The organism is Sinosporangium album, assembly GCF_900100605.1.
Classification (GTDB): domain Bacteria; phylum Actinomycetota; class Actinomycetes; order Streptosporangiales; family Streptosporangiaceae; genus Sinosporangium; species Sinosporangium album.
Genome location: NZ_FNCN01000023.1, coordinates 42009 through 61310, shown reverse-complemented (window position 1 = coordinate 61310; position 19302 = coordinate 42009). Strand labels below are relative to the sequence as shown.

The following is a 19302-nucleotide window of genomic DNA, read 5'->3' as shown; positions in this document are numbered from 1 at the left end:
CTTAATAAGTCGGTTATATGTGTATATACGCCGTCGGGAAGGGGGCGTCAACCGAAGAGATGGCGTCGTTACGCCTTCGTGGCCGGGGCTGGAGGAAGCGGCGATGAGGCGACCGGCAAGGGCTGGAGGAGGCCGGGAGAGCGAGGAAGTAGCGAGGGAGGGGGCCGCGAGGGAGGGGGGCGCGAGGGAGGGGGCCGTGAGGCGAGGAAGGGGCCGGGTGGCGGGCGGGCGCCTGGGGACGGGTGCCCGGAGGAGGGGTCAGCGGCAGGCGGCGTCGAGCGAGACCGGCTCGTGGGGGCTCGGGCTCACGCCGGGGGACTTGGGGGCGGACCGGGTGGCCAGCGCCGCCGCGACCTTGTCCTTGATCAGGTTGTAGTCGGGGTCCGCGGTGTTGATCAGCGGGGGCACGAACTGGAGGCTTTTGATCTTGGTCTCCTTCACCCGGTGGGCGAGGTCGACCAGGCCGGGGAGGAGCTCCTGCGGCAGGTCGGTGGAGATCGCGCCCTTGGCCGCCCCGGCGAGCCGGTCGAAGCTGCGCAGGACCGTCAGCGGTTCGGCCTGCTTGACCACCGCGTTGATCAGGCACTTCTGGCGGCCCATGCGCACGTAGTCATCGCCGTAGGTGCGGGACCTGCCGTACCAGAGGGCCTGCGCGCCGCTCAGCTTGCGCGTGCCGGCCGGGATCAGGCCCTCGTTGTACCGGCCGTACGTGATCGGCTCCTTCACCGTCACCGTGACGCCGCCCATCGCGTCGATGACCTTGGAGAACCCCTTCATGTCGATCATGGCGTAGTGGTCGACGTCGAGGCCGAGCATGTCACCGACCGTGCTCTTGAGCAGCGTCGTGCCGCGCCTGCCGTTGGCCACGCCGGGCACCACCTCGGGGTGGTCCTCGGCGAACTGGTAGATCTCGTTCAGCAGGCCGGGCGTCTGCGGCCCGTCGCCGGTGAAGCCGAACGGGAACCACTGCCGGGCCGGCCCGGCGGGCATGGGCACGCTCTGCAGGTTGCGCGGCAGGCCGAACAGCACCGTGTGGCCGCTTTCGATGTCGATGCTGGCCAGGGTGATGCTGTCGGTGCGCACGCCGTACCGGTTGGGGGCGGCGTCGGCTCCGATCAGCAGCAGGTTGAGGCGCGAGGTGCCCTTCCACGGGTCGCCGTCGCCGCCGCCCTCGCCGACCGGGCCGGCGGGGGCCGCGGTGAACAGCGTGGTCACAAGGTCGCGCGACACGTGGGCGAGGTGGGCCGCGTACGCCAGGGGCACCGTGATCGCCAGACACACCAGCCCGGCCACCGCGGCGGCGGCGCCCCTGGCGAACCGGCGGTGTACGGGCGGGCGCACGAGCTGGTAGGAGCGGACGATGACCGCGATCCAGCCCAGGGCCAGGGCGATCAGGACGGCCATCAGCACGATCAGCCAGCGGGGCTGCACGATGAGCGTGAGGAGCTCCGTGCGGAACAGCGTGATCACCGTGAGTGCGGCGACGTTCAGCGTGAGGAACAGCGCCATCAGCGTTAACCCGACCTTGGTGCGTCCCGTCCAGACGTGGGCGAACCCCCAGAGCAGGGCCGACCCCAGTGTGAGCGCCAGGCTCGCTGCGAGGCCATGGCCTGTGCTGTCGTCCCTCATCCTCGCGTCACTACCCCCGGTCCTAGGCACTTGTCACAGGTTAGTAACTTTTTCTGGATGATTGCCTAATAACCCAACTCGGGTCGCGCAAAGGGTTGATCAAGAAGGGGGTCACCAGTCGGCGGCCCCTGAGAAACAGGTGGGTTGCGGTGCGAAGCCCAGGTCGCGCCGCGCCGCCGAGATGTCGAGCGTGCGCTCCACCGCCAGATGCCCGACCGCATACCGCGTCAACCGCGGCGGCCTGTCCGCCCCGAACCCCGTGAAGACCGCCTCCGCCAGAGCCGCGAGCGGCTCGACCAGCCGCAGCGGCAGATAGCACGGCTCGGCGGGCACCCGCCGCTCGCGCAGGACCGCGCGCAGGGCGTCGTCGAGGACCACCGGCTCGGCGTCCGTCACGTTGTAGACGCCGCGCTCCACAGGGCCCGCCGCCGCCAGCAGACACGCCGCGACGAGGTTGCCGACCGACGTCAGGCTGATCCACTGGCGTCCGTCCCCCACCGCGAACAGCCTCCGACCCCGGACCGCGCCGAGCACACGGGGGAGCAGGGTGGTGTCGCCTTCGCCGTACACCGCATGCGGACGCAGCACGACACCACGCCCCGCGACCAGCCGCTCGGCGCACGCCTTCGAGGCGCCGTAAGCGTTGACGTAGCGCCCGACCGGTGCCTCGCGCTCGCGCGCCATCACCGTCGGGCGGAACGGGTCATAGACGCTCGCCGTACTCACATGCACGAACCTGGCCTCGGGGAAAGCGGCCAGGGCCGCGCGCGTGCCGTGGACGTTGGCGGCCCAGATCCGGCGCGGCGGCCCCCAGTCGGTCACGCTCCCCGCGCAGTGGATCACCGCGTCCACCTCGGGCAGCGCGCCCGGCCGCGCGCCCAGCAGATCCCACGAGCGGTACGCCGCGCCGGCCACATGGGCCGGAGCCGGGACGCGGCGGCCGAACGCGTGCACCGACCACCCCGCCGCGACGGCGGCACGGCACACCGCGCCCCCCACGAACCCCGACGCCCCCGTCACCGCCACCCTCATTCGGCCACCTCCGCCCGCAGCGCCGCACGGTCCACCTTGTCGGTACGGCCCGACCGCGGAAGGCCCGCCACGACCGCGATTCGATCGGGCAGCGCCCACGCGTCCACGAACGACGGCAGCGCCGCCCGCACCCGCTCCACGTCGAGGTCCTCGTCCGCGTCGGGCACAAGTGCCAGGACGACCTCCTCATCACCCGTCTCCTCATCGGCCAGGCCGACGATCGCCGCCTCGGCGACCCCGGGAAGCGCGGCGACGGCCGGCTCGTAGAGGCCCGGGTAGATGTTCACGCCGTCGCGGAGGATCATGTCCTTCTTCCGGCCGAGCAGCACCAGCCCGCCCTCGTCGTCGAAGCGGCCGAGGTCTCCGGTCGCCACCTCCCGCAGCCGCTTCCCGCCAAGGTAACCCCACGCCACATTCGGCCCGGACACCATCAGCTCACCGTCGGCGCCCACCCGCACCTTCACCAGCGGCGTGCCCACCGCGCCCGGGGACGCGAGCTTGTCCCGCGCGGAGATGACCGCGATGGGCAGCGCCTCGGTCATGGCGTACACCGACAGCACTTCGGCGTGCGGCGCGGACGCGATGGCCCGCCGCAGCACGGCGGGCGGGGCCGGGGCCGCGCCGAGCAGCAGGTAACGCAGCGTGTCCGGCAGCACAGGCGACTCGCGGAGCGCCGCGTCGAGCCTGACCGGCACGCCGAAGGCGTGGGTGGCGCGGCGCGCGGCCAGCTCGGCGGCCAGGCCGCCGCGCCCCGGCAGCGACCAGGTGGCCCCCGCCAGCAGCGCGGGCAGCCCCAGCATGAGCTGATCGGTGTGCACCACGTCCCCCGGCCGCATGGGCACGGCGGACAGGAACAGCTCGATCCCCGCGCCGAGGGACCTCCTCGTGTGCACGACCCCGCGCGGATGCCCGGTCGTCCCCGACGTGAAGACGACCAGGGCCGGGTCGTCGAGCGCCCCCGAGATCGCCCCCGTGCCGGTACGGCGGAGCCCGCGCGCCAGGCTGAGCGCGCCGCGCGGCACCCCGGGAAGCCACGGCCCGGCACGCAGATGCCGTACCGGATGGCCGGGCGCCGGGTCGGCCAGGCGCGGCAGCAGCAGCCCCCGCCGCCGGGCGAGGCCGCTCAGAGGGCCGCTCAAGGTGTAGAGGAACGACTCGGCGACCACCCAGGCGGGCTTGGTGAGGGCCATCCGGTCGGCGAACACCGAGGGCGCGACGCCGGGGTCGGCGAGCACCAGGGTGCGCCCGGCGGCCACCGCGCCGAGGGCCAGGGCCACGGCGTCGGGGCCGGGCCGTACGGCGAACAGCACCGCGCCGTCGTCGCCCTCCATGAAGGCCGCGCGCAGGGAGTGGATCCGGGCCCGCAGCTCACCGAAGGTGTGCGTGCGGCCGTCGCCGTCCACGACGGCGACGGCGTCCGGGTGGCAGGCGGCCGTCTCGAGGATGCCGGTGATGAGATCGTTCAACGGTCTTTCCGAATCCACAATTCACGGTAGGCGGGTATGAGCACTCGCCGGGCCGCGCGCCGCCGTACGACGCGGATGGAGGGGGCCGCGACCACCCGCGCTATGGCGGTGATCTCAGCCATGGCCAGCGGATAGCCGATGCAGAAGTGGGGGCCGGCGCCGAACCAGAGGCGTCGCAGCTCCGGCGGATGGGGGAGGTCGGGGTCGAAGGGGCCGTAGGCGCGGGTGCAGTTGTGCGTGACGATGACGATCCGGTCGCCGGGCCTTACCCGCTTTCCTCCCACCTCGGCGGGCGCCGACACCGAGCGCAGCATCACCGGGGTGGGGGTGGTGACCCGCATGGCCTCGTCGATCAGGCCGCCCAGGTCGGCGGGGTCGGACGGGTCGGCTCGTTCGAGCTTGTCGGCCCGGTGGTCGGCCCGGTGGTCGACCCGGTGGTCGGCCCGGTGGTCGTGGAGGAGGGCGACCAGGCGGGGCACGAAGGTGGCGACGGTCTCGGTGCCGGTGAGGAAGAAGGCCCCGGCCGCGCCGCGCGCCTCCGCCGCGGTCAGCCCGAGTCCGCGCATGCGCCCCGTGACCGTGTTCTCGTCGCCTGCGGTGTAGGCGGCCTCGGCGATGTCGCCGATGCCGTTCAGCACGTGGCGTGCGATGGCGACCTGGCGCGGTGAGAGCCGCCGCGACCGCAGCGACACCATCGAGACGACGCGCTCCCCTGCCTCGAACAGCTCGCGCGCCCGAGTCGGCGACACCTCGCCGAGGCCGATCACGCGGCAGATCACCGCGCCCGCCATGACGCGTACGGCGTTGGCCAGGTCCAGGCTCTCCCCCCGGTCGAGCCGGGCCGCGAGGTCGGCCAGCGGCTCGCGCAGCACCTCGGCGACCAGCCGGTCGACGTAGCCCGAGCCGAACAGGGAGGCCAGGCGGGCGCGCAGCCGCGCGTGGGCCGGGCCTTCCATGTTGAGCAGCACCGAGGGGCCGAGCACCGGCGTCCACAGGTCGCCGGGCGAGCCGGGGCCGTCCTTGCGGAACCGCTTGTCCATGAGTACGGCACGGGCTGTCGCGGCGTCGTTCACGACGACGCCGACTCCGGGCACACGGATGACCGGCCCGAACCTCGTGAGTAATCGTAGAAGGGGATAAATCACCGGATGCGCGGCCAGGTAGAGCCGCGTTTCGTGATCGATCAGGGGACTCATCGGATATCGATCACGTCCGGGCGGTTGTGGTGTCCGATGTACCACGCCAATGTGCCGATCAGGCCGTATGCGCGCAGGCGCCGTACCGACCCGTAGACGACGACGTCCCGGCGGGAGGCGTAGGCCCCCGTCACCCGGCGCACCTTGTTGACCAGCGCGCGGTCCTCGTGCAGCTCCTCGATCGCCGACCTCGGGAAGCCGCCGACCCGCTCATACAGGGACGCGGTGATGGCGAGCGTGGAACCCGGCATCATGACGTAGGGCCCCCGGTGCTCGGGGTCGCGGTTGCTCGGGCGCAGCTTGCCGAAGGTCGCGGCGACCTCCACGACAAACGGGATGAAATGCCGCTCCCAGAACCTCAGCCGGTATTCGTCCGTACGCGGCCTCAGCTTGCCGCCGACCAGCTCCAGCCCCTCGGCGAAACCCCTGCGGATGTTGCGCGTCCAGTCGGCGCGCGGCAGGCAGTCGGCGTCGGTCCTGGCGATATGGGTGGCGCCGCGCGCGATGGCGTGCCGTATGCCGGTGTCGGAGGCCGCCCCCGTGCCCTTGCGGCTCTCGTCGATCACCTCCACCGGCAGGCCGGAGGCCGCCGCGAAGTCCCGCACCACCCGCCCGGTGCCGTCGGTGCTCGCGTTGTCCACCACGACCACGGCGAAATCACGGTCCTGCTGCGCTTCGAGCGCGCGGAGTGTGCCGATGATCCCGTGTGCCTCGTTGTAGGCGGGGATCACCACCCAGAGCTTCGGCATCACATCTCCGCCAGCATCACGCCCAGGCTGATCCCGCCGCCGAGCCCCAGCAGCGCCACCCGGTCACCCGGCGCGAAGTCGCCCTTGGACAGGTGGAGCGGCAGCGTGGCCGAGGCGCAGTTGCCGTGCTCGGGCAGCGTCACCACCAGCTTCTTTTCAGGGATGCCCAGGAGGTCCGCCATGAACGCGAGGTACGGCACCGCCACCTGGTGCACCGCCACCATCGCGAAGTCGTCCCAGGTCAGCCCGGTGTTCTTGAGCGCGTTGAGGAAGATGTCGGGGCCGGTCAGCTCGAAAGCCTCCCGCAGTCTGCGTCCGTCGCCCCGGAAATAGGAGAACTCCGGATCGCGGGGGTGCGCGGACCCGCCGCCCGGGAGCGTGCCAATCGCCCACGCGGTGGAATCAGCCGAGAAATCGCTGTAGAAGATGCCTCGCTGGGGGTCGGCCGTCAGCAGGACCGCGCCACCCGAGTCCGAGAGCGTGAACCCGGCGAAGGCGTCCACGAACTGCTCCCGGTCGGCGATCCGCCGCCGCGCCGCCCGCGACGGCATCTCGCCCGTGCACACCAGAACCGTGCGGTACGCCCCCTTGGCGATCAGCGCCTCGGCGACCTGCAAGCCGTTGAGCACGCTGTTGCAGGCGTTCTTCACATCGAACACCGGGCAGGAGAGCCCCAGCTTGGCCGCCACGATGTGAGCGGTGGCGGGCTCCACCATGTCCTGCGAGGCCGAGGCGAAGATCAATAGGTCCACTCCGGCCGGGTGGAACCCGTCGAGCCGGCGCACGGCCTCGACGGCTAAATCCGAGGCCTGCTGATCGTCGGCCGCGATGTGCCGCCGCTGTATGCCGGTCAAACGCTCGATGATCCCCGGGATGGGGGCGTACCCCTCGATCTGGAGCTCCGTTTCCCGGCTCGTGATCGTCTGTTCGGGCAGGTAGGAGGCTGCGCCCGATATCTTCGCTTTCATCCCGGGCAATGTAGCGTCGTCAGGTTGCAAGTTTCTTGCTGACGCGGCCGTGCCGTACTTTCGTCTCCGATCACTCATCCATGCGGGGGAATTCGCCCACGATCGCGCCTCGCGTTTCCACGCCGATCCATGCTGGTTCGGTGAGGTGTACGGCACCGCGGGAACCGGATGGACGGCCCGCCCGTTGCCTAAACGATCACATGTTTCCACATGCAGTAGAGAGGTCGCCGTGATCTTCAAACGGATGCTGGGAGCCCTGGGCATCGGTGGGCCCTCGGTCGACACCGTTCTCGCCGTGCCCTCGGTCCAGCCGGGACAGCCCCTCGCCGGTGAAGTGCGAGTCCAGGGGGGCGACCACCAGGTCGAGATCCAGTTCATCGCCCTCGGCCTGGTGACCCGGGTCGAGGTCGAGCACTCGGAGGGTGAGCACACCGGCACGACGGAGTTCTTCCGCACTCAGGTGTCTGGACCGTTCCGACTTGCCGCCGGCGAGCTCAAGGTCGTCCCGTTCCAGCTCCCCATCCCGTGGGAGACGCCCGTCACCGAGTTCTACGGGCAGCACCTCAACGGCATGTCCCTGGGTGTCCGCACCGAGTTGGCCGTCGCCAAGGCGGTCGACAAGGGCGACCTCGACCCCGTCTCCATCCGGCCGCTCCCCTCGCAGGAGCGCGTCCTTGAGGCGTTCGGCACGCTCGGGTTCCAGTTCAGGAAGGCCGACCTGGAGGTCGGCCACCTGCACGGGGTCAACCAGCAGCTCCCGTTCTTCCAGGAGATCGAGTTCTACCCGCCGCCGCAGTACGCCGGGCGGATCAACGAGGTCGAGCTCACCTTCGTCGCCAACCCCGCCGGCCTGGACATCATCCTGGAGGCCGACAAGCGCGCCGGCATGTTCAGCTCCGGCGGCGACAGCTTCGGGCGTTTCCAGGTGAGCCACGAGCAGGCCGTGCACATGGACTGGGCGACGGAGATCGGCCGCTGGCTCGACGCTGTCGCCGAGCGCGGCCACGGCGGCCACGGCTACGGTGCTCCCGGTTACGGCGCTCCGGGCCACGGCGCTCCCGGCTACGGCGCTCCGGGCCACGGCGCTCCGGGTTACGGCGCTCCGGGCCACGGCGCTCCGGGATACGGCGGTCACGGCTACGGCCACGGCTCGCACGGTCACCACGACGACGACCACCACCGGCGTGGCGGCGGCGTGGGCATGGGTGCCGTGGCCGCGGCCGGCGCCGCTGGCGTGGTCGGCGGGTTCGTGGCGGCCGAGATGATCGACGAGGTCGGTGACTTCTTCGAAGGCGACGACGACGAAGGCTGACGGGCCCGCGCCGGGCTGCTGAGTTCGGCTGAGCGGGTGTGAACGGCGGCGGTTCCCTTGGGGACCGCCGCCTTTCTTCGTGTTCAGGGGCACGGGCCGCGGAGGCTTCGGCCAACGGGTGTTCATCGGTGGGCCAAGGCTGATATTCGAATGGGTCGCCGCGCGCGTTTGTCGCTCTCGATGTGGCGAGCAGGGATTAGAAATGCATCCGGATCGGAGCCGTGCGCTCGCATGAGCGCATTCGATGGAAACGGCGTGAATTCCGGGAGAAAACAATGACCGATATGACAGGACGCGCTGGGCGAGTAATGACATGGAGGACGATGTCCATGCTCGCGGCCACGCCGCTGCTGCTCGCGGGCCTTGCGGGAACCGCGGTGCCGGCCGTCGCGCACAGCCCTGAGCCGGCGCCGGCCGGCGCCGCGCCGCAGGCGGGGGTCAAGGGCGGCCCGGAGGACGACGTTCTCACCCTGATCGGCGCGGAAGGAGAGTCGGGCACCGGGCCGAGAACACTGTCATCCCAGGTCAGCGCAGGAAACAACGCCTCGGCGATCAAGACGGACAGCCCGGCCGACTGCCAGGCGTGGATCGAGTCGCCGACGCTCGTCACCCGCCCCACCCGTGTGCGGGTCACCGCCGGATCGGACTGCGACTACCGCGTACGGCTCAGGGTCGCGGTGGTGGTCGAGAGCGAGGAAGTGAACGGCTGGCGGGTCCGCGGCTCCGGAAACAAAGTGGAAAAAACCGCGAACATCCGCGTGACCGCACATTCCAGCCGATGCTGGGACGAGAAAAAGCGCTGGCGGGGCCGTAGCTATCACGAAAGCACGGAAGGCGGCAGCACGTATGTCGCGCGTCTGAAGACCCCGGCGAGGTCGCTTGAATGCGTCGTCAACTGAACCGCCGGCCTTTTCTCGCCGCGGGCGCACAAGCACATAAACGGGGCTGTGCCGTACTCGCCGTCGGGCTGCTCGGGGCGTGCGCGGGGGCGCCGCCCGCGGCGGTCACCGCCTCGGGGGGCGATAGGGCGGCGGTGGTGGTGGAGCCGGTTGGCGCCGTCGCGCCGCCGCCCGCCTCCCCGCGCGCACTCGCTCCCGCGCGACCGGGGGCCGGGCCGCGGAGACCGCCCGCCGTGCTTCCCGACGGCAGAATGCTCGTGGTCGCCCCTCCCGCGCGCGTGCCGCGCGCCTTCTGGGCGACAGAGCACGCGGCACGCGCCTCCCACACCACCTTCCGGCGTCCGATGGTGGCCGGTGAGGAGGTCTACAGCCTGTGGCTGCGAGGCGGCCGGACCGCGGAGCGAGAGGCGCCGCGGGGCATCACGGGCAGGACCGCCATCCGGGTCCCCAAGGGCGCACCTCTGGTGGTGGAGGTGGCCACCCCTCGTCACCCGACCCGCGTGGACGTGCTGTTCTTCCGCTCGCTCGGCCGCTCGGGCGTCCCCGTGGGGCGTCTGGCGGGGGCGAGCTGCGAGATAGGGCACACGGCCGAGGAGTTCCCGTGCGTCTACACGGCCGCCGACCGGGTGACCGTACACGCGCGTATGCCGTCCTCGGCGCGGGTGGCGCTGGTCAACGCGGGATGGTACGTGCCCGCGTTGATGCGTGAACGCGACGAGAACCTCTCCCCGGAGGTGTCGGCCTCCTGGGCCTTCGTCCTCGACCGCCGGCGACCGCGGCCGGACACCACACTGACGCGACTGCACGATCTGGAGGCGGATGACCACAATTGAAGTTATGCGGTTCGGCATTCTGGGCTCGACTGAAGTGCGGCGGGCGGAAGGCCGGCCGGTACAGGTGGCCGGGACACGGCTGCGTGGGCTCCTCGTCATGCTGCTGCTCGACGCGGGCCGCGTGGTCCCCGTCGACCGGCTGATCGACGGGCTGTACGGCGAAGCCCCGCCGGTCAGGGCCGCCAACGCGCTCCAGTCCCAGGTGTCGCGGCTGCGCGCTCTGCTCGGCGGGGACTGCGCGATCGAGCGAACTCCGGCGGGATACCGACTGGAGGCGGGGCTCGACGACGTCGACGTCCACAGGTTCGCGCGCCTGGTCGGGGAGGGGCGCCGGGCGCTGGCCGACGGCGATCCCCGCCGGGCGGCCACGGCGTTGGGCGAGGCACTGGAGCTGTGGCGTGGCCCGGCGCTGGCCGACGTGCTGGAGGTGCCGTTCGCCGAGCCGCACGCACGCCGGCTGTCGGAGCTGGCGCTCGCGGCCCGGGAGGACCGCGTCGAGGCGGAACTGCGCGCCGCCGAGCTCGGCGGCGCCCCCACCGGGGCCGCGGGGTCCGGCCGGATGGCCGGGCAGGGGAGCGCGCTCGTGGACGAGATCCGGGCGGTCCTCGCCGAGCACCCCCTGCGCGAGCGCCTCTGGGGGCAGCTCATGCGGGCCCTGGCCCTGACCGGCCGGGTCGCCGAGGCGCTCGCGGCCTACGAGGACGCACGCACCGTGCTCGCCGAGAAACTCGGCGCCTCGCCGTCCCCCGACCTGGCCGCCGTCCACATGGCGCTGCTACGGGGCCAGGGCCCCCAGCGCGCCGCTCCGGCCGCCGCGAGCGGCGTGCGCGCCCAACTCACCAGCTTCATCGGCAGACACGACGAGATCGCACGCGCCCGGTGGCTGCTGAAGGAGCGGCGGCTCGTCACGATGATCGGCCCCGGCGGCGCGGGCAAGACGCGGCTGGCGACCGAGGTGGCCACCGTCCTGGACGGACCCCAGGTGTGCTTCGTGGAGTTCGCCCCGCTGAGCAGCGGCGTCGACGTACCACAGGCCGTGCTCGCGGCGATCGGCGACGACCGGGCCACGCTGCCCCTCGGGCGGGACTCCGTGGACAGGGTGTTGGACATGCTCCGCCATCGGTCGGCCGTGCTCATCCTGGACAACTGCGAACACGTGGTCCACGAGGCAGCTCACCTCGCCGACGCGGTGCTCGCGGCCTGCCCGTCCGTCACAATCCTCGCGACCAGCCGGGAACAGCTCGGCATCACCGGCGAAGTGCTGCTCCCCGTCCACCCCCTGGCGATGCCGCCCGAGGGCGTTCCGCTCGACCAGGCGACGGACTACGACGCGGTGAGGCTGTTCGCCGACCGTGCCGCCGCCGTACGCCCCGGTTTCACCCTCGATCTGGGCAACCTCCACCATGTGGTGAGCATCTGCCGCACTCTCGACGGGCTGCCGCTCGCCATTGAGCTGGCCGCGGCGCGCACCCGCTCGATGCCGGTCGCCACCGTCGCCGACAAGCTGAACGACAGATTCCGGCTGCTGACCGGCGGGAGCCGTACGGCACTGCCCCGGCACCGCACCCTCCACGCCGTGGTGGCGTGGAGCTGGGACCTGCTGGACGAGCGGGAGCGGTCGCTGGCCCGCCGGCTGTCGGTGTTCGCGAGCGGGGCGACCCTGGAGCAGGCCGAACGGGTGTGCGGCGGCGACATCGTCGACACCCTCGCGGCACTGGTGGACAAATCCCTGGTCGGCGAGGTGGACGGGCGCTACCGCATGCTGGAGACGATCCGCGTCTTCTGCGCGGGGCGGCCGGTCGAGGCCGGCGAGGAGGCCGAGTTCCGCCACGCCCACGCCCAGTGCTTCCTCGACCTCGTCGAGAAGGCCGAACCCCACCTGCGCGGGCTCGACCAGGTGACGTGGATCCAGCGGCTTATCGAGGCGCACGAGGACATCCACGCCGCGCTCCGCTGGGCGATCGAGAGCGGAGACGTGGAGACCGCGCTGCGGCTGGTCGCCGGGCTCGCCTGGTATTGGTGGCTGCGCGGCCTGCGCCAGCAGGGCAGGGAGACCACCCCGCGCGTGCTCGCCCTCATGGCCGGCCGCAGGCCGCCCGCCGGCCTGGAGGCCGCGTACGGCATGTGCGTGCTCAAACTCGCGATGGTCGCCCCGCCCAGCGACGAGCTGCTGACGCTGCTCGCCGACGCCGACGACCTCGTCGGCTCGCTCGGACTGACCGAGCACCACCCGCTGCTCGCCATGATCAGGCCCGTTCAGGCGATCGCCGAAGGCGACTACGAGACCGTCACCCCCGCCGTGCTCCGCGCCACCACCAGCTCTGATCCGTGGGTGCGCTCCTGCGGCCACCTGCTCCTCGGTTATGTGCGGATCGGGGAGGGGCAGGCCACCGAGGCCGAGACGGAGTTCGGACTCGCCCTCGACGGGTTCCGCCGCCACGGCGACCGGTGGGGCATGGTCCAGGCGATGCTGAAGCTGGCCGGCATGTCCGGCTGGCGCGGCGACCACGCCTCGGCCATAGCGGCCATCACCGAGGCCCTGGAGCTGGTGAGGCCCCTGGACTCCCCGGAGGACACCGCGTTTCTCCTGATCAAGCAGGCCGAGGAACGGCTGCGCCTGGGCGATGTGGCGGGCTCGCGCGCCGACCTCCGACACGCGGTGGACATCTGCGCGCGCATCCAGGCGCCCGAGGCCCACGCCCTGGCCCTGTGCGTCCTCGCCGAGACCTACCGCGTCGGCGGCGAACTCACGGACGCGGGCCGCCTCTACGAGCGGGCCAGCGCCGAGACCGCAGACTCTGTGATCGGCGCCGAGGAGATCCACACGAGGATCTTCGTCGGGCTCGGCCGGGTGGCCGCGGCGGAGAACCGCCTGGAGGAGGCGATCGACTTCTACCGGCAGGCGTTCGCCCGCGCGTCCAGCACGTTCGACCAGCCGGGGCTGGCGCACGGCGCCGAGGCCATGGCGTCGGCCTCCCTGCAGGCCGGGGAGGCCCGCCAGGCGGCGACCCTGCTCGGGGCGGCCACCGTGCTGCGGGGGATGGCCACCGTCGGCGACCCCGACACCGACAGCGCGATCGCGCGGGCCCGGGCCGTGCTGGGAGACGCGGAGTTCGACCGGGCTTACGCGGCTGGCGCGGCCATGACCCAGGAGGAGGCGTTCGCCGTACTCCTCAAGATCTAGAACACCGCGCGGGGCCGGGCCCGTCAGTGCGGGGTCAGCGCGCCGTGCGCGTCCCGTCAGCGGCGCCGCCCACCCTGGTCCCCATGACGCAAGCGCAACCTTGTCGGCGGGCTGCCCGCCGGCCGGCTCGTGCCCTGGTCGCGTGCTGCGCGATGGCCGCGGTGTTCGCGGGTATCGACGATCGCGCACTGTCCAAGAGTTCGGTCCAGTCCACGTGATCTTTCCCAAGAGCAAGGAGAGACGCCATGAAACCACTGCCCACCGAGCGCAGTTGCCCGTTCAGCCCGCCCGACGAGACGGCACGGCTGCGGGTGGAGGAGCCTGTCGTCCAGCGGACCGTGCCGCAGACCGGCCAAGCGCTCTGGCTGGTCACCCGGCATGACCTGGTCCGCCAGGTTCTGGCTGACACGCGGTGGAGTTCCGAGGTCGACAGCGATGCCAACAGGAACGATTTCGGCGATCGTCCGGGGCAGGACGGTATGTTCCTCTTGCAGGACCCGCCGCGGCACACGCACTACCGCCGCATGCTCACGGGCAAGTTCACGCTCGCCCGAATGAACGCGCTGCGGCCCCTCATCGAGCAGATCGTCGCCGATCAGCTCGACGAGCTGGAGAAGTCGCCCCGCCCCGCCGATCTGGTGTCCAGGTTCGCGCTGCCGGTGCCGTCGCTGGTGATCTGCGAGCTGCTCGGCGTGCCGTACTCCGAGCGGGACAGGTTCCAGGAAACGAGTCAGGTGCTGCTCAGCCTGACCGCGACCCTGGATGAGATGCAGGCGGCCGGGGAGGAAGTGGAGGGGTTCGTGACCGAGTTCGTCGCCCGGCAGCGTGTCGAGCCGGGGGACGCGCTCATCGGCGACCTCATCCGCACCCACGGCCAGGACCTCCGGGACGATGAGATCGTCCAGATCGCGATGCTGTTGCTGATCGCGGGCCACGAGACCACCTCGAACATGATCGGCATCGGCGCGCTTCTCCTGCTCAGGAACCCCGACCAGGCGGCGCTCATCAGGGATGGCGCGCCGGAGGCGAAGGGCGCGGTGGACGAGCTGCTGCGCTACCTGTCGATCGTCGACATGTTCACGCTCCGCAGGGCCTCGCAGGAGCTGACGCTGAACGGCCAGGTGTTCGCGCCCGACGAGTTCGTCACGACCTCGCTCGCGGCGGCCAACCGGGACCCCGCCCTCTGCAACGACCCGGACACGCTCGACATCACCCGGCCCAAGGTGCCGCACGTCGCGTTCGGGTTCGGGCCGCACCAGTGCCTCGGCCAGAACCTCGCGCGCATGGAACTGGAGATCGCTTACACGGGCCTGTTCAGGCGTTTCCCCGACCTGGCTCTTGCCGTACCGCTGGAGGAGGTGCCGTTCCGCACGGACATGGCGATCTACGGGGTGCACTCGCTTCCCGTCACGTGGTGATGTGTGGGTGTGAAATGCCCGGTCGGCCCCGCAGGTGAATGGGCCGGTCAAGTAGGCAGAGGTCCGGCTTTTCATGACTAAAGTGAAGCTCGACAAGGGCCCGGCCGGCCGCCCTTAAGAGCCGTACGGCGAGGTCACGCGCTATGAGCGCGTGGCCTCGCAATTTTTGCGCAGCTCCATACTCAAGTTTTGGTGGGAATTGGAGGAGTAGATCCCCTCGGCGGTGTCCCCTCTGAGTTTTCTCCGCAAATTGCTCGGCGGCTTGCGGATATGCCGGTGAAGAGCCAGCGCTTTCCGTTACCATCCCATCACTCAGTGCAAGCGTGCAGATGTATTCGTCTGTCCCGATTGCGACCCATCACGCTGTGCGCGATGAACCAGATCAGGAGGGGTGCGGCCCATGGAGAGCCTGCCGAGCACGGACCTGATTCCCCAGATGCCACGACTGATCGTGCGACGAGAACGCCTCTACCGCCGCCTCGACGCGGCCGTCGAACACCCGCTCACCGCCATCGTCGGCCCCGCCGGATCGGGCAAGACCACCCTCGTGCGGGCCTGGCTCCGCGACCGCGCCACCACCTCCCTCCCGACGGTGTGGACCTCCATGAAGTCCCAGGCCGACAGTGAAGGCGACGCCGCCCGAGCGCGCTTCTGGGAACTCGTGGCCGATGCCGTCGCCCGGGCGGGGGCGGTGCCGTACGGCATGGCGAACACCGTCGCCGCACCCGCGGGAGCCGGCGGGCTCGAACGGCGCCGCCGACTCATCGAGTGGCTCGCCCGCTTACCCGGCAGGCTGCTGCTCGTCGTCGACGACGTCGACATCCGCAGCCACCCGCTGATCGGCGAGGACCTCGCGCTCCTGGCGCGGCGCGCCCCCAGACTCCGGGTGATCGTGCTGACGCGCGCCCGGCTCGCCGCGCCGGGCGACATGGCCGAGATCCTCGCCGCCGAACTCGCCTTCACCCGCACCGAGGCCGCCCAGCTCCTCCAGGCCACCGATCTGCCGCTCGACGACGGCGACCTCGACGTCGTCATGGCCCACAGCCGGGGCTGGCCGGTCGCCGTACGCCTCATGGCCTACGAACTCGCCGCGACCTACCACTTCCACCAGCTTCTCCGGCAAGGCCAGCAGCCGCCGGTGAGGCCCGCCTGCTCGCGTGGCGATGCAGGTGTCTCCGGGGCCGTGAGGTTTCGGCCGGTCCGGGCGGCGCGCGATTTCCGCGTGCTGTCGGATGTCGTGCGGCGGCACTGGGGGGACGGCTGCCCCCCGCCGCGTGATGGCCGGGAAGGGGCGCTCAGCCCGCGCGAGCGCGTGGTGCTGTCGCACCTACGGAGCCTGTCCACCGTGGATGAGATCGCGCGGGACCTGTACGTCTCACCCAACACGCTGAAGACGCAGCTTCGAAGCATCTATCGCAAACTCGGCGTCAGCCGGAGGCGCGAGGCCGTGACGGTGGCCGAACAACTGGGGTGGTTCGAGCCCGGGCCGCGTTGAACACGCGTGGGAGCGCTCTCACAGGCCATGCATTAGCACCAATGGATGGATTTGGGTGATTCATCCCATTTGATGGATTTGGTCCATTTAGTCCATTGGTGCCGTTTGAGGGAATCCCTGGAACCTGCCCAATGGGCTTACTCAACCCAACGAGGCCATTTGTACCACTAAACCCTTCGGAGCCATCCATGCCGTTTGATCCACTTGGTCCAACCGAGCCACTCGGCCCAACCAGCCCAATCAACCCACTCGGTCCACTTCGCCCAACCGGCCCATTGGGCTGAATCGATCCACTCGACCTGATTGGTCCATTGAGCCCACTCGGCCCACTTGGTCTGATCGGTCCACTTGGCCCACTCGGCCTACTTGGTCCGATCAACCCATCGGGTCCAATGAGCCCATTTGTGTGCCTGGTTCGCGTGGCCGGCCCGTCGAGGGGCCGGGCCGGCCACGCGGCCCGGGCATGACGAACGGGCGCGCGTCCACCATCGACGCGCGCCCGTTCGGCGCTCAAAGCTCGGCGCTCAAATCGGACCTCTCCAGCGCTTCGCCGTCGGCGAGGCCGCGGACTACCTGGCGAAGACGTTCACCGCATGAACGACCCGGCGGTCATTCGGGGGCTCGCCGTGTTCGTTCCGATAGCGGGACTCGCGCTGTCGTTCTCCCTCCGCAGACCGGGCCACCGCGACATCGCCGCCGTCATCCTTGCCACCGCGTGGAACCTCCTCGCTCTCGCCCTCGTCAACACCCTCGCCCTCAGACTCGGCTGGTGGACGTTCACTGCGGAAGGGGCCGTCGTCGCCGGAATACCCGTCGACCTCCTGCTCGGATGGGCGCTCCTCTGGGGCGCCATCCCCGCCCACACCACCCTGAACCTTCCCGTCCCGCTCACCGCTGCCGCGTTCGCCTGGATCGACCTCGGCTTCATGCCGCTCGCCGCCCCCGTCGTCACCCTCGGCCCCGACTGGCTGTACGGCGAAGCCGCGGCCATCACCGCCTCCCTCATTCCCGGGCTGCTCCTCGCCCGCTGGACCGTCCGCGACGTACGGCTGCGCCTCCGCGTCGCGCTCCAGGTCATCCTCGCCGGAGGGCTCGCCGTCGCCTTGCCCGCGGCCCTCGCCGGACTGTGGAGCCGCCCGGCGTGGGCGCTCAGCCTCGCGGCCCAGGCATTCGCCGTACCGGCCCTGCTCGGGCTGGCCGCCGTACGCGAGTTCGCGGTGAGCGGCCACGGCACGCCTTTGCCGTACGACCCGCCGAAACGCCTGGTCACCGGGGGACCGTATGGCTTTGTCCGCAACCCTATGCAGGTGTCCATGACGCTGGGCTTCCTCGCCCTCGCCCCACTGGACATCCGCTTCCTCGCCGCCGCCGTCTCCGGCGTCGCCTACGGCGCCGGCCTCGCCGCCTGGCACGAGAACGACCAACTGCGCACGATGTACGGCACCGCCTGGGACACCTACCGCGCCCGGACCCGCCCCTGGATCCCGCGCCTACGCCCCCACGACGGCATCCCCCCGGCCACCGTCTACATCGCCCGCACCTGCCCCCAATGCCACCCCGGGCCACGTGGACGGCCCGCCGCAACCCCGTCAACCTCGCCATCCTGCCCGCCGAAAGCCATCCCGCCGGCCTGCGCCGCATCACCTACACCCGCGCCGACGGCCTCCACGCCGAAGGCGTCACCGCCTTCGCCCATCTCACCGGCCACCTGCACCTCGGCTGGGCCATGCTCGGCTGGCTGCTCCTGCTCCCCGGCGTCAACCACATCGCCCGGCTCTGCCTCACCGCCTTCGGCCCTCCGCCCAGATTTCCCAAAAGCCACCCGTCTCCACGGTGAAGCGGCAATGCCCTCCATCCGGGAAAACCGCATCGGGAATCGCCCGCTCATGGGGGGCGCCGTCCACTCCGGAGGTAGAGACGGTGTCAAGGAGAGGAGAGAGTTCATCCAGGGACTTTATGAATTCGGCGAGGAAACGAACAGATTTCACGGTTGTCAGATCGCCCTGTCATGGCCGTCACGTATACGTTAGTCGCCCAATCCCCTCCAGGGAAATCGACACCATCCACACAGCCGGACACCGCAGCGGCAGCGCCTCGACCTGGTCCTGGCGGGCACCGGCGGCGATCCGAAGGCGTCCACAGTCTGCGTGGCGGTCGGCCCGCAGACGTCGGCGAAAACGTCCAGCGACGAGGTTCAGCGAAATACGCCAAGTATGTGAACACACGTAGTACATGGCCGAGGAGAAGCGATGACCGGACTGCGGGTAGCACTGGTTTCTTTCCGTTCTGATGTGTTCGCCGCCCTGCATGGGGGGTGCGTGAAGAACGGAAATCTGCCGGTGGTGTACATCAACGGGCGGTCGGGCCGGCCCGGCGGCGCCAGCTATCGCAATGTGGGCGACAAGGTCACCGATATCCTCGGCGGCATTCCCTCGGACGTGGACCTGCTGCTGCCGGGCAACGCCGAAGGGCTGGCGCAGGCGCTTCGCGGCTATGAGATCGATGTGGCCGTCGTCTGCGGCCTTTCCTGGCGACTGCCGAAGCAGGTGCTGGAGGCGCCGAAGCTCGGCATCCTCAACGTGCACGCGTCGCTGCTGCCGCAGTATCGCGGTCCCGCGCCGGTGCAGTGGGCGATCCGCAACGGCGATCCGAGCATCGGCATGACGGTCCACTGGATGAACGAGCGGATCGACACCGGAAGGGTCGTGGTCCAGCGCGAGGGCATAGAGCTGCCGGAGTTCCTCACGTTCAACGAACTGTGGCCGATCCTCGCCCCGACGATGGAGGTGCTCGTCGCCGAGGCGCTGGACCACGCGCTGGACGGTTACAAAGGCGAGCGCCAGGACGAGACGCGCGTCACATACGCGGGTTCGATGGAGCCGGGCTTCGACCGCATCGACTGGGCGCGGCCGGCCCGGGTCATCCACAACCAGGTGCGCGCGTTCTACTTCGGGCTTGGAATGCTGGGGCCGTTCGCACACGTGAACGGGGAAAAGGTGCTGGTCCAGCGCACGAGTCTCACCGAGGACGAGGGCGGTGTCCGGGTCGAATGCGGGGACGGGCCTATCTGGGTGGTCGAATCCCGGCCCGTGCGGGGCTTCTCGCGATAGCGGCGCAGGCC

14 protein-coding genes are annotated in these 19302 nt (G+C 70.7%); 8 read left to right on the top strand and 6 right to left on the bottom strand.

Annotated features, from left to right (window positions below):
* Positions 1-258: 258 nt before the first annotated feature.
* The 6 genes from BLQ73_RS21835 to BLQ73_RS21810 form a co-directional block, all read right to left on the bottom strand.
* Complete coding sequence (locus BLQ73_RS21835) at positions 259-1629, bottom strand: LCP family protein (protein WP_093172801.1); 1371 nt, start codon at positions 1627-1629, stop codon at positions 259-261.
* A gap of 111 nt (positions 1630-1740) precedes the next feature.
* Complete coding sequence (locus BLQ73_RS21830; RefSeq protein WP_093172799.1) at positions 1741-2661, bottom strand: NAD-dependent epimerase/dehydratase family protein; 921 nt, start codon at positions 2659-2661, stop codon at positions 1741-1743.
* Entirely contained in the window at positions 2658-4127 is a 1470-nt protein-coding gene (locus tag BLQ73_RS21825; RefSeq protein WP_093172797.1) for a class I adenylate-forming enzyme family protein, read from the bottom strand. The genes BLQ73_RS21830 and BLQ73_RS21825 overlap by 4 nt, the downstream gene beginning before the upstream one ends.
* Complete coding sequence (locus tag BLQ73_RS21820) at positions 4124-5323, bottom strand: cytochrome P450 (RefSeq protein ID WP_245691259.1); 1200 nt, start codon at positions 5321-5323, stop codon at positions 4124-4126. Before BLQ73_RS21820 ends, BLQ73_RS21825 begins: the two co-directional genes overlap by 4 nt.
* Positions 5320-6072: a glycosyltransferase family 2 protein gene (locus BLQ73_RS21815; protein WP_093172795.1), complete on the bottom strand. Its 753-nt coding sequence runs from the start codon at positions 6070-6072 to the stop codon at positions 5320-5322. The genes BLQ73_RS21820 and BLQ73_RS21815 overlap by 4 nt, the downstream gene beginning before the upstream one ends.
* Positions 6072-7040: a 3-oxoacyl-ACP synthase III family protein gene (locus BLQ73_RS21810; protein WP_093172793.1), complete on the bottom strand. Its 969-nt coding sequence runs from the start codon at positions 7038-7040 to the stop codon at positions 6072-6074. Before BLQ73_RS21810 ends, BLQ73_RS21815 begins: the two co-directional genes overlap by 1 nt.
* Before the next feature lie 229 nt (positions 7041-7269).
* Here BLQ73_RS21810 and BLQ73_RS21805 point away from each other — a divergent pair, with 229 nt between their 5' ends.
* The 8 genes from BLQ73_RS21805 (at position 7270) to BLQ73_RS21770 (ending at position 19291) form a co-directional block, all read left to right on the top strand.
* On the top strand, positions 7270-8352 hold the full coding sequence (locus tag BLQ73_RS21805) for a sporulation protein (protein WP_093172791.1): 1083 nt from the start codon (positions 7270-7272) through the stop codon (positions 8350-8352).
* Between the two features lie 329 nt (positions 8353-8681).
* On the top strand, positions 8682-9251 hold the full coding sequence (locus BLQ73_RS21800) for a hypothetical protein (protein ID WP_143020368.1): 570 nt from the start codon (positions 8682-8684) through the stop codon (positions 9249-9251).
* Positions 9236-10084: a hypothetical protein gene (locus tag BLQ73_RS21795; protein ID WP_143020367.1), complete on the top strand. Its 849-nt coding sequence runs from the start codon at positions 9236-9238 to the stop codon at positions 10082-10084. The genes BLQ73_RS21800 and BLQ73_RS21795 overlap by 16 nt, the downstream gene beginning before the upstream one ends.
* A 4-nt stretch (positions 10085-10088) precedes the next feature.
* The gene (locus BLQ73_RS21790) at positions 10089-13268 is read left to right on the top strand and encodes an AfsR/SARP family transcriptional regulator (RefSeq protein ID WP_093172785.1); all 3180 of its coding nucleotides are present in this window, start codon (positions 10089-10091) and stop codon (positions 13266-13268) included.
* A 245-nt stretch (positions 13269-13513) separates the two neighbouring features.
* Positions 13514-14686 (top strand): cytochrome P450, encoded by a 1173-nt coding sequence (locus tag BLQ73_RS21785; protein ID WP_093172783.1) that lies wholly within the window; start codon positions 13514-13516, stop codon positions 14684-14686.
* Between the two features lie 400 nt (positions 14687-15086).
* Positions 15087-16181: a LuxR C-terminal-related transcriptional regulator gene (locus BLQ73_RS33510; protein WP_218125956.1), complete on the top strand. Its 1095-nt coding sequence runs from the start codon at positions 15087-15089 to the stop codon at positions 16179-16181.
* 593 nt (positions 16182-16774) lie between these two features.
* Entirely contained in the window at positions 16775-18211 is a 1437-nt protein-coding gene (locus tag BLQ73_RS21775) for a methyltransferase family protein (protein ID WP_245691258.1), read from the top strand.
* Positions 18212-18430: 219 nt separating this feature from the next.
* Positions 18431-19291, top strand: coding sequence for a methionyl-tRNA formyltransferase (locus BLQ73_RS21770; protein ID WP_218125955.1), 861 nt, complete (start codon positions 18431-18433; stop codon positions 19289-19291).
* Positions 19292-19302: the final 11 nt, after the last annotated feature.

Excerpts from the sequence above, each read along its gene's own strand:
- BLQ73_RS21785 (WP_093172783.1), top strand. The coding sequence starts at position 13,514 with ATGAAACCACTGCCCACCGAGCGCAGTTGCCCGTTCAGCCCGCCCGAC.
- BLQ73_RS21800 (WP_143020368.1), top strand. The coding sequence starts at position 8,682 with ATGCTCGCGGCCACGCCGCTGCTGCTCGCGGGCCTTGCGGGAACCGCG.
- BLQ73_RS21810 (WP_093172793.1), bottom strand. The coding sequence starts at position 7,040 with ATGAAAGCGAAGATATCGGGCGCAGCCTCCTACCTGCCCGAACAGACG.
- BLQ73_RS21770 (WP_218125955.1), top strand. The coding sequence starts at position 18,431 with ATGACCGGACTGCGGGTAGCACTGGTTTCTTTCCGTTCTGATGTGTTC.
- BLQ73_RS21815 (WP_093172795.1), bottom strand. The coding sequence starts at position 6,072 with ATGCCGAAGCTCTGGGTGGTGATCCCCGCCTACAACGAGGCACACGGG.
- BLQ73_RS21790 (WP_093172785.1), top strand. The coding sequence starts at position 10,089 with ATGCGGTTCGGCATTCTGGGCTCGACTGAAGTGCGGCGGGCGGAAGGC.
- BLQ73_RS21835 (WP_093172801.1), bottom strand. The coding sequence starts at position 1,629 with ATGAGGGACGACAGCACAGGCCATGGCCTCGCAGCGAGCCTGGCGCTC.
- BLQ73_RS21830 (WP_093172799.1), bottom strand. The coding sequence starts at position 2,661 with ATGAGGGTGGCGGTGACGGGGGCGTCGGGGTTCGTGGGGGGCGCGGTG.
- BLQ73_RS21775 (WP_245691258.1), top strand. The coding sequence starts at position 16,775 with ATGAACGACCCGGCGGTCATTCGGGGGCTCGCCGTGTTCGTTCCGATA.
- BLQ73_RS21820 (WP_245691259.1), bottom strand. The coding sequence starts at position 5,323 with ATGAGTCCCCTGATCGATCACGAAACGCGGCTCTACCTGGCCGCGCAT.
- BLQ73_RS21795 (WP_143020367.1), top strand. The coding sequence starts at position 9,236 with ATGCGTCGTCAACTGAACCGCCGGCCTTTTCTCGCCGCGGGCGCACAA.
- BLQ73_RS33510 (WP_218125956.1), top strand. The coding sequence starts at position 15,087 with ATGGAGAGCCTGCCGAGCACGGACCTGATTCCCCAGATGCCACGACTG.